This is a genomic window from Sphingomonas zeae, assembly GCF_014197135.1.
GTDB classification, from domain to species: Bacteria; Pseudomonadota; Alphaproteobacteria; order Sphingomonadales; family Sphingomonadaceae; genus Sphingomonas; species Sphingomonas zeae.
Genome location: NZ_JACIFA010000004.1, coordinates 149,172 through 163,628, shown reverse-complemented (window position 1 = coordinate 163,628; position 14,457 = coordinate 149,172). Strand labels below are relative to the sequence as shown.

General features: G+C 65.1%; 13 protein-coding genes. 7 read left to right on the top strand and 6 right to left on the bottom strand.

Annotation, left to right across the window (positions count from 1 at the left end; translation table 11 throughout):
- Positions 1-5: 5 nt before the first annotated feature.
- The 4 genes from GGR45_RS07790 to GGR45_RS07775 are packed head-to-tail and all read left to right on the top strand — an operon-like array spanning position 6 to position 1,980.
- Positions 6-422, top strand: coding sequence for a VOC family protein (locus GGR45_RS07790; RefSeq protein WP_175311651.1), 417 nt, complete (start codon positions 6-8; stop codon positions 420-422).
- Positions 423-432: 10 nt separating this feature from the next.
- Positions 433-1,149, top strand: coding sequence for a hydroxyacylglutathione hydrolase (gene gloB, locus GGR45_RS07785; protein ID WP_175311652.1), 717 nt, complete (start codon positions 433-435; stop codon positions 1,147-1,149).
- Between the two features lie 34 nt (positions 1,150-1,183).
- Positions 1,184-1,612 (top strand): hypothetical protein, encoded by a 429-nt coding sequence (locus GGR45_RS07780; RefSeq protein ID WP_175311653.1) that lies wholly within the window; start codon positions 1,184-1,186, stop codon positions 1,610-1,612.
- Positions 1,612-1,980: a hypothetical protein gene (locus GGR45_RS07775; RefSeq protein WP_175311654.1), complete on the top strand. Its 369-nt coding sequence runs from the start codon at positions 1,612-1,614 to the stop codon at positions 1,978-1,980. The genes GGR45_RS07780 and GGR45_RS07775 overlap by 1 nt, the downstream gene beginning before the upstream one ends.
- Before the next feature lie 227 nt (positions 1,981-2,207).
- Here the strand turns inward: GGR45_RS07775 and hslU are convergent, their stop codons facing one another.
- The 3 genes from hslU to phaR all read right to left on the bottom strand — a co-directional run bounded on the left by hslU (position 2,208) and on the right by phaR (position 5,026).
- On the bottom strand, positions 2,208-3,506 hold the full coding sequence (hslU, locus tag GGR45_RS07770) for an ATP-dependent protease ATPase subunit HslU (protein WP_175311655.1): 1,299 nt from the start codon (positions 3,504-3,506) through the stop codon (positions 2,208-2,210).
- A gap of 12 nt (positions 3,507-3,518) precedes the next feature.
- Entirely contained in the window at positions 3,519-4,061 is a 543-nt protein-coding gene (hslV, locus tag GGR45_RS07765; protein WP_175311656.1) for an ATP-dependent protease subunit HslV, read from the bottom strand.
- Positions 4,062-4,468: 407 nt separating this feature from the next.
- Entirely contained in the window at positions 4,469-5,026 is a 558-nt protein-coding gene (gene phaR / locus GGR45_RS07760; protein WP_175311657.1) for a polyhydroxyalkanoate synthesis repressor PhaR, read from the bottom strand.
- Between the two features lie 72 nt (positions 5,027-5,098).
- Here phaR and GGR45_RS07755 point away from each other — a divergent pair, with 72 nt between their 5' ends.
- From GGR45_RS07755 to GGR45_RS07745, 3 genes are all read left to right on the top strand, one after another.
- Complete coding sequence (locus GGR45_RS07755) at positions 5,099-6,112, top strand: alpha/beta fold hydrolase (protein ID WP_246358112.1); 1,014 nt, start codon at positions 5,099-5,101, stop codon at positions 6,110-6,112.
- Positions 6,113-6,134: 22 nt separating this feature from the next.
- The gene (locus tag GGR45_RS07750; RefSeq protein ID WP_175311658.1) at positions 6,135-7,307 is read left to right on the top strand and encodes an acetyl-CoA C-acetyltransferase; all 1,173 of its coding nucleotides are present in this window, start codon (positions 6,135-6,137) and stop codon (positions 7,305-7,307) included.
- Positions 7,308-7,495: 188 nt separating this feature from the next.
- A complete protein-coding gene (locus GGR45_RS07745; RefSeq protein WP_175311659.1) occupies positions 7,496-10,807 on the top strand; it encodes a TonB-dependent receptor domain-containing protein in 3,312 nt (1,103 codons plus the stop codon).
- A 74-nt stretch (positions 10,808-10,881) separates the two neighbouring features.
- On the opposite strand, the gene alr is transcribed toward GGR45_RS07745, so the two are convergent.
- The 3 genes from alr to GGR45_RS07730 form a co-directional block, all read right to left on the bottom strand.
- On the bottom strand, positions 10,882-11,910 hold the full coding sequence (gene alr, locus GGR45_RS07740) for an alanine racemase (protein ID WP_175311660.1): 1,029 nt from the start codon (positions 11,908-11,910) through the stop codon (positions 10,882-10,884).
- Positions 11,911-12,441: 531 nt separating this feature from the next.
- Positions 12,442-13,215 carry a metallophosphoesterase family protein gene (locus tag GGR45_RS07735; protein ID WP_175311661.1) on the bottom strand — a complete coding sequence of 258 codons (774 nt, stop codon included), beginning with the start codon at positions 13,213-13,215 and terminating at the stop codon, positions 12,442-12,444.
- A 28-nt stretch (positions 13,216-13,243) separates the two neighbouring features.
- Positions 13,244-14,332 (bottom strand): catalase family protein, encoded by a 1,089-nt coding sequence (locus GGR45_RS07730; RefSeq protein WP_175311662.1) that lies wholly within the window; start codon positions 14,330-14,332, stop codon positions 13,244-13,246.
- Between the last annotated feature and the right edge of the window lie 125 nt (positions 14,333-14,457).

Genomic DNA, 14,457 nt, shown 5'->3' with positions numbered 1-14,457 from the left:
ATCCGATGCGCTATCTCCACACCATGATCCGCGTCAGCGACCTGGACGCCAGCATCCGCTTTTTCGAGTTGCTGGGCCTGCGCGAAGTCCGCCGGATCGACAATGACCGCGGCCGCTTCTCGCTGATCTTCTTGGCCGCGCCTGGGGACGAAGGCCGCGCCGAGGTCGAGCTGACGCACAATTGGGACCCCGAAATCTATACCGGCGGACGCAATTTCGGGCATCTCGCCTACCGCGTCGACAATATCTACGAAACCTGCCAGCGGCTGATGGACGCTGGAATCACCATCAACCGCCCGCCGCGCGACGGCCATATGGCCTTCGTCAAGACGCCCGACGGCATCTCGATCGAGCTGTTGCAGGACGGTGCGTTGCCGCCCACCGAACCCTGGGCCTCGATGCCCAATGTCGGAAGCTGGTAAGAGCGACGTCATGGAAATCGTTCGCGTCCCCGTCCTCTCGGATAATTACGCCTGGCTGATCCATGATGCGGGCCAGACCGTCGCGCTCGACCCCGGCGAGGCCGCACCCGTCGCGGCGGCGGCCGCGGCCCGCGGCTGGACGATCGATCAGGTCTGGCTGACCCATTGGCATCCCGATCATGTCGGCGGCGCCGCTGCGCTGAAAGCGCAAGGGGCCAGGGTAGCGGGTCCGGCGGCGGAGGCGGCGAAGATCGACGGGCTCGACACGCTGCTGGCCGAGGGCGATACCATCGCAGTCGGCGATGCGGCGGCGACGATCTGGTCGGTGCCCGGCCATACGGCGGGGCATATCGCCTTTCATATCCTGGACCGGGCGACCATCTTCACCGGCGACACGCTGTTCGCCATGGGATGCGGGCGGCTGTTCGAGGGGACGGCGGAACAGATGCACGCCAATATGCGCCGGTTTGCGGGGCTGCCGGGTGACACCCGCGTCTATTGTGGGCACGAATATACCCTGTCCAATGCCCGCTTCGCCGCGGCCGCCGAACCGGAGAATGACGCCATCGCCGAGCGGCTGGCCGATGTCGTCGCGATGCGCGAACAGGGCGAGCCGACCATCCCGACGACCATCGCGCTGGAGCGGGCCACCAACCCCTTCCTCCGCTCGGTCGATGCCGAGGAACTGGCGCAGCGTCGTGCAGCCAAGGACGCGTTCAAGGGTTGAACCAGGGCTACAGGGGCATTTTGACGGAGACGGAATGATGCGTATCGTGACGTTGTTATCTGTTGTGATCCCCATGGCGGCCTTGGGCGGCTGTACGTTGACTCCGGCGCAAAAGGCGCAGGTCGAACAGCGCGCCCAGACCGAGCGCGCCGATCTCGACAAGGCGCTGCGCGGCCTGACGCCGGGCACGCCGACCATGTGCATCAGCCAGTATCGGACGCAGCAGGTCCGCTCCTATGGCCCCACTTTGGTCTATACCGTGTCGCCGCGCCTGAAATATGTCAGCCGGACGGCGGGCGGATGTAACGGGGTGGGCGGGTCGGGCAACAACATCTTCGTGACCCGCACCACCACGGGCCAGCTCTGCTCGGGCGACATCGCCCAGACGGTCGACCGCAGCTCGGGCTTCTTCACCGGCAGTTGCAGCTTCGGCGAGTTCACCCCCTATCGGAAGCAGGGGTGATGCGCAGCAAAACGACCATCGCCGCTGCTCTCGGCTTGGCGCTGACCCTATCAGCGGCCAAGTCCGACCCCTTTGCCGGGCGCGTCGCGGGGCCGCCAGCGCAGTGCGTCGATACCGGCACCGCCATGTCGGGGCCGGTCATCGCCGACAAGGATACGATCATTATCAACGCAGGCCCCCGTCTGTGGCGCGCCAAGGTGCGCGGGCAATGCGCGGGGATTCAGCCGTTCAACACGCTGATGATCGAGCGCTGGGGCTCGCAAGTGTGTCGCAACGACCGGTTCCGGGTGTTGCAGCAGGGTCTGTCGATCCCTTCGCAATGGTGTTTCTTCGACGGGTTCGTGCCGTATGACCGGGTGAAGAAATAAGCATTTTCGCTTGGGGCCTGCCCTCCCCCATCCCAGTTTCAGGTAAACGATGCCCCGCATCGTTTAGGTCATGCCGGGGGCATGACCGACCTGAAACTCGCCTGCGGGAGGGGAGCGGCAAGATCAGCCGTTGCGCCTCTGTTCCTACGTGTCGATCTGGGCACGCCCCTCCCGTAAACGGGAGGGGATGGGGGAGGGCTTCGGTGTCTCACCGAGCCCCACCCCGATCACAAAACAAACCGGCTCAAATCCGTATTGCGCGCCACCGCTGACAGCTGCTTGTCCACATAGGCCGCATCCACGATCAGCGTCGAACCCTGGCGGTCCTCCGCCTCGAAGCTGACCTCCTCCAGCAGCTTCTCCATCACCGTCTGAAGCCGCCGCGCGCCGATATTCTCGACCTGACCGTTCACTTCCGCCGCGATCCGAGCGATCGCCGCGATGCCGTCCTCGGTGAAGGAAATCTCGACCCCCTCGGTGCCGATCAGCGCCTTGTACTGGGCGGGCAGCGACGCCTTGGTGTCCGACAGGATCGCGACGAAATCGCTCTCGGTCAGCGCCTTCAACTCGACCCGGATCGCCAGGCGGCCCTGCAACTCGGGCAGCAGGTCGGACGGCTTGGCGACATGGAAGGCCCCGCTCGCGATGAACAGGATATGGTCCGTCTTCATCGGGCCGTATTTGGTCGAGACGGTCGTCCCCTCGATCAGCGGCAACAGGTCGCGCTGCACGCCCTCGCGGCTGACCGAACCGCCGCGCACGTCGGACACCGCGATCTTGTCGATCTCGTCGAGAAAGACGATCCCGTTCGCCTCGGCATCGGCCAGCGCGGCGCGGCTGACCTCGTCCTGGTCGAGCCGCTTGTCGGCCTCTTCCTCGACCAGCTTGGTCCAGGCGGCGGAGACGGTCAGCTTGCGGCGCTTGAGCGGCTGGCCGCCGCCGAACGCCTTGCCCATCATTTCCGACAGGTTGATCATCTGCGGCGCGGCGCCGGGGATTTCGAACGGCATGGCCGGGGCCTGTTCCAGTTCGATCTCGATCTCGGTCTGGTCGAGATGGCCGTCCCGGAAACGCTGGCGAAAGGCTTCACGCGTCGCCTGGCTCGAATCCTTGCCGACCAGCGCGTCGAGCAGGCGGTTCATCGCCGCGTCCTCGGCCTTGTCCTTCACCGCGACGCGGCGGCGTTCCTTTTCCAGCCGGATCGCTTCCTCGACCAGGTCGCGGGCGATCTGTTCGACGTCGCGGCCGACATAGCCGACCTCGGTGAACTTGGTCGCCTCGACCTTCACGAACGGCGCGTCGGCCAGCTTGGCGAGACGGCGGCTGATCTCGGTCTTGCCGCAGCCGGTGGGGCCGATCATCAGGATGTTCTTGGGCGTCACCTCGTCACGCAAATCCGCGCCGAGCCGCTGGCGGCGCCAGCGGTTGCGCATCGCGACGGCGACGGCGCGCTTGGCGTCGGCCTGGCCGATGATATGCGCGTCGAGGGCGGCGACGATCGCCTTGGGGGTCAGCTGGTCGTTCATGGAAATCCTGGCTTACTGTGCGCCGTCGATGGCTTCGAGCGTGACGCGGTCATTGGTATAGACACAGACATCGGCGGCGATCGCCATTGCCTTGCGTGCGATCGTCTCGGCATCCTGTTCATAGTCGACGAGCGCCCGCGCCGCGGCGAGCGCGTAATTGCCGCCCGAGCCGATCGCGCAGATGCCGTTTTCCGGCTCCAGCACGTCGCCGTTTCCGGTCAGGATCAGCGTCACGTCCTTGTCGGCGACGATCATCATCGCCTCCAGATTGCGCAGGAACTTGTCTGTCCGCCAGTCCTTGGCCAGCTCGACCGCCGCGCGCAGCAGCTGGCCGTTATGCCGCTCCAGCTTGGCCTCCAGCCGCTCGAACAGGGTGAAGGCATCCGCCGTCGCGCCCGCAAAGCCGCCGATGACCGAGCCGTCGCCCAGCCGCCGGACCTTCCGCGCATTGGGCTTCATGACCGTCTGGCCCATCGAAACCTGACCGTCTCCGGCCACCACCACCCGGCCGCCACGGCGCACCGAGCAAATCGTCGTGCCATGCCAGCTGGGCATGGCGTGTTCATTCCCGCTCATGCGCGGCGATATGGATGCGCGGGGCGACGGGTTCAATGGAGGGATGAAGGTCCGCCCACGACCTCCGTTCAGCCCGAGCGAAGTCGAAGGCCCAAGGCGCGCCATAGCGGCTGGGTGTACCTATTCCTCCCCTTGCGGGGGAGGTGGCAGGCCGCAGGCCTGACGGAGGGGTGTCACGGGTTGAGGGGAAGAGGACTGTCCTCGCAGCCGGTGACACCCCTCCGTCAGCTTCGCTGGTCCCCCTCCCCTTGCAGGGGAGGAATAGAGAAGGCCCTGCGTTTACCGTTACAGCATGGCCTTCGACTTCGGAGCGATGCGCCGAAGTTTATCCTGAGCGGCTGGCTTGCCAGCCAGTCGAAGGGCTCAGGCTGCACGGAAGACGGGAATTACTCGCCCAGCTTCTCGATCTTGTCCTTCAATGCCGCGAGTTCGGCCTTCAGCGCAGCCATCTCGGCATCCTTGCTCACCGCCGGAGCGGCCGGCGTCGGAGCGGGCGCAGGTGCTGCGGCCTGGAACCCCTGCGTCGCGGCCTCGAACATCGCCAGGTTGCGCTTGGCCATGTCGGCGAAGGGCGTATTGGCAAATGCGCCCTCGACCGCAGACTTGAACTGTTCCTGATTGCGGCGGAAGCTGTCCATCGACGCCTCCAGATAGCCCGGCACCATCGCCTGCATCGAATCGCCGTACATCGAGATCAACTGGCGCAGGAAATTGACCGGCAGCATCGTTTCGCCCCGGCTTTCCTCTTCCATGATGATCTGGGTCAGGACATTATGGGTGATGTCCTCGTCGGTCTTGGCGTCGACCACCTTGAAGTCGCGCCCCGCCCGGATCATCGCCGCCAGATGATCGAGCGTGATGTAGGAGGAGGTTTCGGTGTTGTAGAGCCGCCGGTTCGCGTATTTCTTGACGATCACGACGCCGTCCGATGCCTGCTTCTTCATGGACCCCCGCCTTTCATGGTTTTGCCGCAGCCTAACGCCTTGGATTTCGCATCGCAACATGGTCCGCGACCCTTGCCGCTGTTCCTGGCGATGCTGCGCAGCGAAGCCGCGGAAAATCCTGAACTCGCGCGACGGGCGCTGGCGGGGCTGGTCCGGTTTCAGAAAGCAAAGCGCGAGCGGCCGATGCGTGCGCTCCCTGTCCGGCGGCGGCGCGGCCGGGTGCGCTTGCGCGATGGCGGGGGTGACGGGCGGCCGGTGCTGTTCATCCCCTCACTGATCAATCCACCGTCGATCCTCGACATCTCTCGCGACCGCTCCCTGATCCGTTGGCTAGGCGGACGAGGCTTTCATCCCTGGCTGATCGACTGGGGCACGCCGGGCGTGAAGGACCGCAACCTTGATGTGGCGGCGCATGTCGAGCGCTTCCTGATGCCCTTGATCGCGACATTTCCGCAGCCGCCCGTGCTGGTCGGCTATTGTCTGGGCGGCACGCTGGCCGTGGCGGCGGCGGCGCGCAGCAGGGTCGCGGGGCTCGCCGCCATTGCCGCGCCCTGGCACTTCACGGGCTATGGCGAGGAGGCTCGCGCCGCGATGGCCGCGCAATGGGCGACCATCAAACCGACCTCCGAAGCGCTGGGCCTGGTCCCGATGGAGGCATTGCAGGCAGGCTTCTGGCGGCTCGATCCCGCGCGCACCGTCGCCAAATATGCGGCCTTCGCCGATCTCGATCCCCGCAGCGAGGCAGCGCGCCGGTTTATCCAGTTGGAGGACTGGGCGAACCAAGGCGCCCCCCTGCCCCACGCCTTTGGCCGCGAGCTGTTCGAAGACCTGATCGCCGAAGATCGTCCTGGTCAGGGGCAATGGCGCGTCGCGGGGGCGACCGTCACACCCTCGCAATGCGACGCCCCTAGCGTCGAGTTCATCGCCACCGCCGACCGGATCGTTCCCGCCGCCACCGCCATCGGCCTGTCCGATCGACGAGCGGGGGGCTCCGGCCATGTCGGCATGGTCGTCGGCGGCCGTGCGGAGCAACAGCTCTGGCAGCCGCTCGCCGACTGGATCACCGCCCTCCCACCACCTAGATAGACGCGAACCTAAAGGAGCCTTCATGACCGAGATCGTCATCACCGCCGCCAAGCGCACCCCCGTGGGCAGCTTCCTGGGCGCCTTTGCCGCCACGCCCGCGCACGAACTCGGCCGGGTGGCGATCACCGCCGCGCTGGAGCAGGCGGGCATCAAGGGCGAGGACGTGTCCGAGGTGATCCTCGGCCAGGTGCTGACCGCCGCGCAAGGCCAGAACCCCGCCCGCCAGGCGTCGATGGCGGCGGGCATCCCCAAGGAAGTCCCCGCTTACGGCGTCAACCAGGTCTGCGGCTCGGGCCTGCGTGCGGTGGCACTGGGAATGCAGGCGATCGCCAATGGCGACGCGACCATCGTGGTGGCGGGCGGCCAGGAGTCGATGTCGCTCTCGCCCCACGCCCAGACGATGCGCGGCGGCACCAAGATGGGTCCGCTGACCATGGTCGACACCATGGTCCATGACGGCCTGACCGACGCCTTCAACGGCTATCACATGGGCATCACCGCCGAAAATCTGGCCGAGCAATATCAGGTCACGCGCGACGAGCAGGATCGGTTCGCCGTCCGCTCGCAGAATCTGGCCGAAAAGGCGCGCGGCGAAGGCCGGTTCAAGGACGAGATCGCGCCCGTCACCATCAAGGGCCGCAAGGGCGAGACGATCGTTGCCGACGACGAATATATCCGCGCCGGTGCCACGATCGAAAGCGTCTCGGGCGTTCGCCCCGCCTTCAAGAAGGACGGCACGGTGACCGCCGCCAACGCCTCAGGCCTCAACGACGGCGCTGCCGCCATCGTGCTGATGAGCCGCGAGGAGGCCGAGAAGCGCGGCGCCCCCGTGCTCGCCACCATCAAGAGCTGGGCCTCCGCCGGCGTCGATCCCTCGGTCATGGGCATCGGCCCCGTCCCCGCGACGAAGCGCGCGCTGGAAAAGGCGGGCTGGAGCGTCGGCGACCTCGACCTGATCGAGGCCAACGAAGCTTTCGCTGCACAGGCGCTGTCGGTTGGCAAGGAACTGGGCTTCGACCCCGACAAGGTCAACGTCAACGGCGGCGCGATCGCGCTCGGCCACCCGATCGGTGCCAGCGGCGCGCGCGTGCTCACGACTCTGATCTATGAGATGCAGAAGCGCAACGCCAAGAAGGGCCTGGCGACGCTGTGCATCGGCGGCGGCATGGGCATCGCTATGTGTATTGAGCGATAAACACGCCACTTTTCGAAAATTTCACGCTTAACCGTTATATTGCAGGGATGTGTCGAACGTGTCACATCCCTGCAACAAGCCTGACCTTTTTTTCATCTCGTGTTCTACATACGCTTGTCTTGGCGCTCAAAATTTCTTTCCCTTGGATGAACGGACATAAAAGTCCGGATATAAGGGGGTAAACCTAAATGAAATTTCGGGCACTTTTGGGTGTGTCGGCGCTCGCCAGCACCCTGGCTCTCGCCTTTCCCGCGAATGCACAAACGACCTCGGACGCTCAGGCTGCCGACCCCACTATCGGTGGTCAGACCGTCGATTCGAATAACCCCAACAGCGATGCCCAGGCAAACGAGCAGGACGCCGCGAACCGTGATGTGGTCGTGACGGGCTCGCGCATCCGTCGTCCCAATGACGAGTCACCAGTTCCGATCACGACCCTGACCGCGGCCGAATTGGGCGTGACCGCCCGTACCGCGATCGGTGACGTGCTGAACGACTTGCCTCAGCTCCAAAGCACCTACAGCCAGGCAAATTCGACGCGCTTCCTCGGCACTGCCGGCCTCAACCTGCTCGATCTGCGCGGTCTGGGCACGCAGCGTACCTTGGTATTGGTCAACGGCCGCCGTCACGTCGGTTCGGACATCCTGGTCAACGCGGTGTCGGTCGACATCAACACCATCCCGACCGACCTCATCAAGAGCGTCGATCTGGTAACCGGCGGCAACTCGGCTACCTATGGCTCGGACGCGTTGGCGGGTGTCGTCAACTTCATCCTGCGCGACGATTTCGAAGGGCTCCAAGTCCGTGGCCAGGGCGCGGTCAGCTCGCGCGGCGATGCGGGCAGCTATTTCACCAGCGTCCTCGGAGGCAAGAACTTCGCCGAGGGCCGCGGCAACATCGCGGTGAACCTGGAATATTCGCATCAGAACGAACTTTACGCCTCGCAACGCGACTATCTGCGTCAGACCGATGGCTTCGTGGCGGTCGATTCGGACGCGGCGGGCCGCGCCGCCGGACAGCGGTTCATCAACTATGACGGCATCCCTGATTCCGTCTTCTTCCGCGACGTTCGCGTCGGCACATTCTCGGCAGGCGGCACCGTCGCCTTCGCGAGCCCGAGCGGAGCTTGCGGACGCGACAACACCCCCACTGCCGCGTTCGGCAATGCGGGTCGGCCCTTCACCTGCAATTATCTGTTCCAGCCGGGCGGCAGCCTGGCGGCGCAGACAGGCTCGCGCGTTGGCCTGGGCACCACGATCGGCAGCGGCACGGCAGCCAACCCGATCTCGGCCAGCAGCACGCCGACCGGCGCGTTCATCGGCGGCAATGGCGACACCCGTCGTGAGGGCCAGTTGTTGCAGATCCTGCCGCGTTTGGATCGCTATTCGGCCAATCTGATCGGCCACTTCACGGTCAGCGACGCGTTCGTCCCCTTTATCGAGGCGAAATATTCGCGCACCGACTCGCTTGGCCAGGGTTCGTCGGGGCCGGCGTTCTTCACCGGCAGCACCCTCGACGCCTTCTATGAGCGTCCGCGTCTGGACAACCCGTTCCTAAGCGCCGATGCGCGCGCTACACTGACGGCGCAGGCGCTGGGGCTCGCCAATGCGGGCTTCAACCCGACCAACGGCCAGCGTTTCCAGGCGACCTCGACGCTGACAGCAGCGCAGGTTCAGGCCAATACGGTCAATGCGATCAACAGCGGTTCCTATCGCTTCATTCTCCGCAAGAACCTGACCGATCTGGGCGTCCGCACCGAAGAGGCGCGTCGTGAAACCTTCCGCATCGTCGGCGGCGTTCGCGGCGACTTCAACGACGACTGGAACTACGAACTGTCGGTCAACTATGGTCAGTTCAACGAACGGACCAAGGTGCTCGGCAATTTGAACACGCAACGTGCCCTGCTGGCGCTCGACGCAGTGCGCAATTCGTCGGGACAGATCGTCTGCGGATCGCAGATCGACCCAAGCCGAGCCTATGACGACATCACCGGCAATGCGGCGACCCTGGCCGCCGACATCGCCGCCTGTCAGCCGCTTAATCCGTTCGGCGTGGGCAGCGTGTCGCAAGCCGCCAAGAACTATGTGCTGACCGACACCGTATCCCGCGGCAAGATTACCCAGCTGGACGTGATGGGTTATATTAGCGGCGATCTCAGCCAGCTGTTCACCCTGCCGGGTGGCGATGTCGGATTCTCGCTGGGCGGTGAATATCGTCGCGAGACCGCCTTCTATCAGCAGGATCCTTTGGTCGAGCAGGGCTATACCTTCTACAACGCCATCGCGAAGTTCGCGCCGCCGTCGTTCGAGGTAAAGGAAGCGTTCGGCGAAGTCCGTATTCCGCTGCTTAAGGATCTGCCGCTGATCCAGCAGTTGGCGGTCGACGGCGCAGCGCGCGTGTCTGACTATAAGGGATCGGCCGGCACGGTCTGGGCTTATAGCGGCAACGTGGTCTGGGCGCCGGTGCGCGACCTGCGGTTCCGTGCGAACTATTCGCGTTCGGTCCGTGCGCCCAACCTGGCGGATCTCTATTCGCCGCAGTCGCAGAATTTCGCCAGCGTCGGCGATCCCTGCTCCGCGCGTAACATCGCGGGTGGCACGCAGTACCGTGCCGCCAACTGCGCTGCGGCTGGCATTCCGTCCACTTATGACTATGTCTATGCCCAGACGCTGGAAATCCTCAGCGGCGGCAACCCGGATCTGAATGTCGAAAAGTCGGACTCCTACACTTATGGTGTACAGTTCCAGCCGTCGTTCATCCCGGGCTTGTCGATCTCGGCGGACTATTACAACATTAAGGTCAATGACGTGATCACCGCGCCGAGCGCGCAAGGGATCATCAATTCGTGCTACGATTCGCCTACGGCCGGCAATCAGTTCTGCCAGTTGTTCCAGCGCGTCCCCGCTGGTCAGACCGGACCGAACGGCGAAGAAGCCTATCGCATCATCGAGGGCAGCCTTCGGCAGACCCTGCTGAACTATGCAAAGCTGCAGGTCCGCGGCATCGATTTTGCGCTGAATTATGACAAGCGCATCGGCAACGTGTTGCTGACCAATCACATCATCTATACCCACGTCTTGCAGAACGACTCGTTCATCGATCCGACGCAGCCGGGCTATGCTGACACCGTGGTCGGTGAACTGGGAGCGCCGCGCGATCAGGTGAACTGGAACATCGGCGCCGACTTTGGCACGGTCTTCGCCAACGTCCAGATGCGCTACCTGACCAAGCAATCGGTGGGTGCGATCGAGAACCACACGACCTTCCAGGGTCGCGAGCCCCAGAACATGGATGACTATGACATCCCCTTCTATCCGGATGTCTTCTACATGGATCTGAAGTTCGGCGTGAACATCACGAAGTTCACCAACTTCTACTTGGGCGTCGACAACGTGACCGATCGCCTGCCGCCGTTGGGTGCCAGTGGCATCGGCGCGGGCAGCGGCATCTTCGAGCCGCTGGGTCGCAAATTCTATGCGGGCTTCCAGGCGCGCTTCTAAGACACAAACTTACCCTCGGGCCGACAGGAAACTGTCGGCCCTTTTTTATGCGCGCGTCATTTTGAAAAGCGGGATCACCCCCGACCGAACCGCCGCCCTAATCCGGTCAGCAGTTCGTACTGCGACACGCCCGATGCGGCCGACGCGGTCGCCAGGTCATAGCCCATGGTCAACCAGTCGCCTTCGGCAAGGTCGGGGCGCACGGTGACGTCGATGGCGAGCAAATCCATCGACACCCGACCCAGCACCGGCAGTCTCACGCCGTCCACCACCGCTGCGCCCAGGCCGGACAGCGCGCGACGATAGCCATCGGCATAGCCCAGGTTCAGGATCGCCACCTCGGTATCGGCGGGCGCGGTCCAGGTGGCGTTGTAACCGACCGTCTCGCCCGCGGGCACGTGGCGGCGCTGCAGGATCTGCGCCTCGGGAAAAGCGACCTGGCGGAGAAGCTCAGCCATGTCGGGGCGCGGTATGCCACCATAAAGGGCCAGGCCCGGCCGGGTCAGGTCGAAATGATAACCGGCCCCCAGCCCGATCCCCGCGGAATTGGCAAGGCTCATCCGCCTGGCGTCGGTGCGCCCGGCCAGGCTGGCAAAGGCCGCCCGCTGCCGCGCGTTCATCGCGACATCCTCATCGGCGCAGGCGAGGTGGCTGATCAACGTCTCGATCGTCAAACCGTCGAGCAGGCCGCCCTGTACCGCCTCTACCGATACTCCCAGCCGGTTCATGCCGGTATCGACCATGACATCGCAGGCCCCGCCGCCACTATCCCGCCAGCGTCCGATCTGTTCAGGCGTGTTGAGCACCGGGCGGGCCAAACCGGCCCTGGCGGCAGGAACGTCCTCGGCACGCAAGCCGTGCAGGACGGACAGCGTGAGCCCTAGCGGCGCCAGCGCCTGCGCCTCGGCCCAGCTGGCGACGAAAAAGTCGCGGCACCCGGCCCGTACCAACGTCTCGGCGACCAGCGACGCGCCCAGGCCATAGCCATTGGCCTTGACCGCCGCGCCGCACGCCGCCGCCCCGCTGAGCCGATCGAGCGCCTGCCAGTTGGAGACAAGCGCATCGCGATCGATGCGCAGGCGGAGGGGGGCCGGTATTTCCATCACCCTCCGGGCTTTAGGCCGCATTGGTCAGGGGGAAAAGGCGGGTTCGGCTATCCACGCCACTTCCCGACCGACTCCCAACCCCCGTTCAGCCTCGTCTTATCGATGTGGCGTCATATGGTGGCCGCGGAGGATGCAGTACCGGGTCAGGAGTCGCCATCCCTGGCCCGGCGGCCGGATCGGGTTCATCCGATTCCGCAAGGGAACGCAGCTCAGCCGGACCGCGGCCGCCACTCCACCGGGTCCTCATGGGTATCGGGCTGGAGGCCTTGGGCCAGTACGAACAGGGCGGTGGCGGCGCAACCGCGCCAAGTCCGCGCCTTGCCCTGTTCTGCCTGAAACCGGCCAGGAACGACAGGCTCGATGCCGCGCTGATCGCGCGCTGCAGAGCCGAACTCGACAGCATGCGCGAGGCCCCCGACCCGCTATCTCACGCTGATCCAAAGCGTCCCGGACGGCGGACACCGGGGCCGGCGTGCGTGCTACGCCGCAGCTCTGCCCGCCAGTTTCCGATGGAATCGACACGGCCGATCACCCCGTGCGCATATCCTCGGTAATCACATGCGGCGCGGTTTCGCCGAATCGGCGGACCAGCGTCTCGAATCCCTGCCCTTCGATCCGAAGTTCGTTGAATGCGGGCGGCGTCTTGCGCGTGCGCTTCGACAGGGTGCCTGCGCCGACCATGCGGATGATCCAGCCATTGCGGTCGACCGGCACGTCGAACGGATCATGGACATGGCCGCTCAGCACCGCATGAGCCCCCGCCGCCGCCAATTGCGTGAGCGCCGCATCGCCGTTGCGGGTCTTGGCGGTCCCCTTGGTCCCGCCCTCGATCAGCGGGTGATGCGCAGCGACCAGGATCAGATGGTCCTTGGGCGCGGCCTCGATCAGCGCCAGTGCACGCCGGAGCGAGCCGAGGCTGACCCGCCCCTTCGACCAGTTCCACCGCCACTGGGCGCGCGCCGTCGTCTTGAGCGGCACCACCGTCACGCCGGGCAGGTCGAGCGGCTTCTCGATCATCCGTTCGATCGCGGCATAGCGCTGATATGGCGCGAACAGCCGTCGGAACGGATCCCAATAATAGGGGATGTCGTGATTGCCGACCTCGACCGTCACCGGCACGCCCAGCGATTGCAGCCATGCACCGCCCGCCTGAAACTCGCGCTTGGTGGCGCGCATGGTCAGGTCGCCGGTCATGATGACCGCATGCGGTTTCTCCTCCGCGACCCGCTCGGCGAACCAGGCGAGCGCGGCGGGGTCCTCGGCACCGAAATGCACATCGCTGACATGAAAGAGGCGGATCATGCTGCCGGTCCTAGCGCGTCCGTCCCCGTCACGGCAATTCGGCCATTTCGCGCGGCTCGTGCATCGGGCAGCCATTCACCCGCCCCCGATAGTCCGCCGAGAAACGATAGGTGTCCTTGCGCGCCCGGTTGATATTGCCCAGCGGTCGATGCGCGGCCAGGCCGTGCCAGATGCTGTAAGACAGCGCATCGTCGATCGCGTTGGTCTGACCATCCTGCCAACTGATTTGGGGCGGCGCCGTGAAGGTCGCCACGGTGATGTAGGGGCTGTCCTCCTCGCTCCACTCGGCGGTGGCATCCTCGATCGGCATGGCTTCCAGATCGTGGTTGAGCTGAACGCGCAGTTCCCACTGGCCGCCCTGCTCGATCATCACCTCGCGCACGACCTCGCGCAGCGCATCCGGGCGGCCGTGCGTGTTCACCGTGTCGCCGGTCAACTGGGTCAGCGCGGGGCTGACGGGCGCGAGCGAGAATTTGGCGATATGCGCGCCGTAACGGAACGGCGTCTGGCTGTAATAGGTCTCGCCCAGCGGGTGCACCGGCTTGGCCCCGCCCAGCGTCTGGAGCGTCGGGCTTTCGATCCCGACGGTCTCCAGTGTCGCCTCGATCCCGCGCAATATGCCGGACAGCAGCTTCTTTCCGCCCTCCATCCTGTCGGTGGTCGCGGCAAGCATCTTCAGGTTCTTGGCAAAGGCGTCCGCCGTCGGCGCGGTGAAGACCGGCGCGTTGGCCATCACGAAATCCTGCGTCGCATCGCCCTCCGAGCCGGACAACCGGTCGCCCTCGACCCCGATGACCTTGAGCGCGAAACCGCGTGGCAGGCCGATGGCGTCATCCAATATGTCGCCCGGATTGGTCGAGATACGACCGACCGCGTCATATTCGCCGCCTCGCGCAAAGAGCCCCTGCGCCAGTTCGGGTGGCAAATTGTCATGGACCTTCAGCTTGCCCCGGATGATGCCATGCGCCTTGGCATGGACCGCGCGGACGCCGTGGCCATAGTCGTTGGAAGTCGTATCGAGGATATGCGTGAACGACTGCTTCATCTGGTCGACGGTGTCGCCTTCCTCGGGCTTCACGTCTTCGACCTGGGGGGTGAATACGACGGGGGTCTTCATCGGGGCTCTCCCTGTGGGTCCCCACCAACCCATGTTGGGTGATAGCGTTCCTTTGAGTTCCTGACTTGGCGAAGGCGCAAGCCCGCTGATCTTGCCGCTCCCCTCCCGCCTGCGGGAGGGGAGAA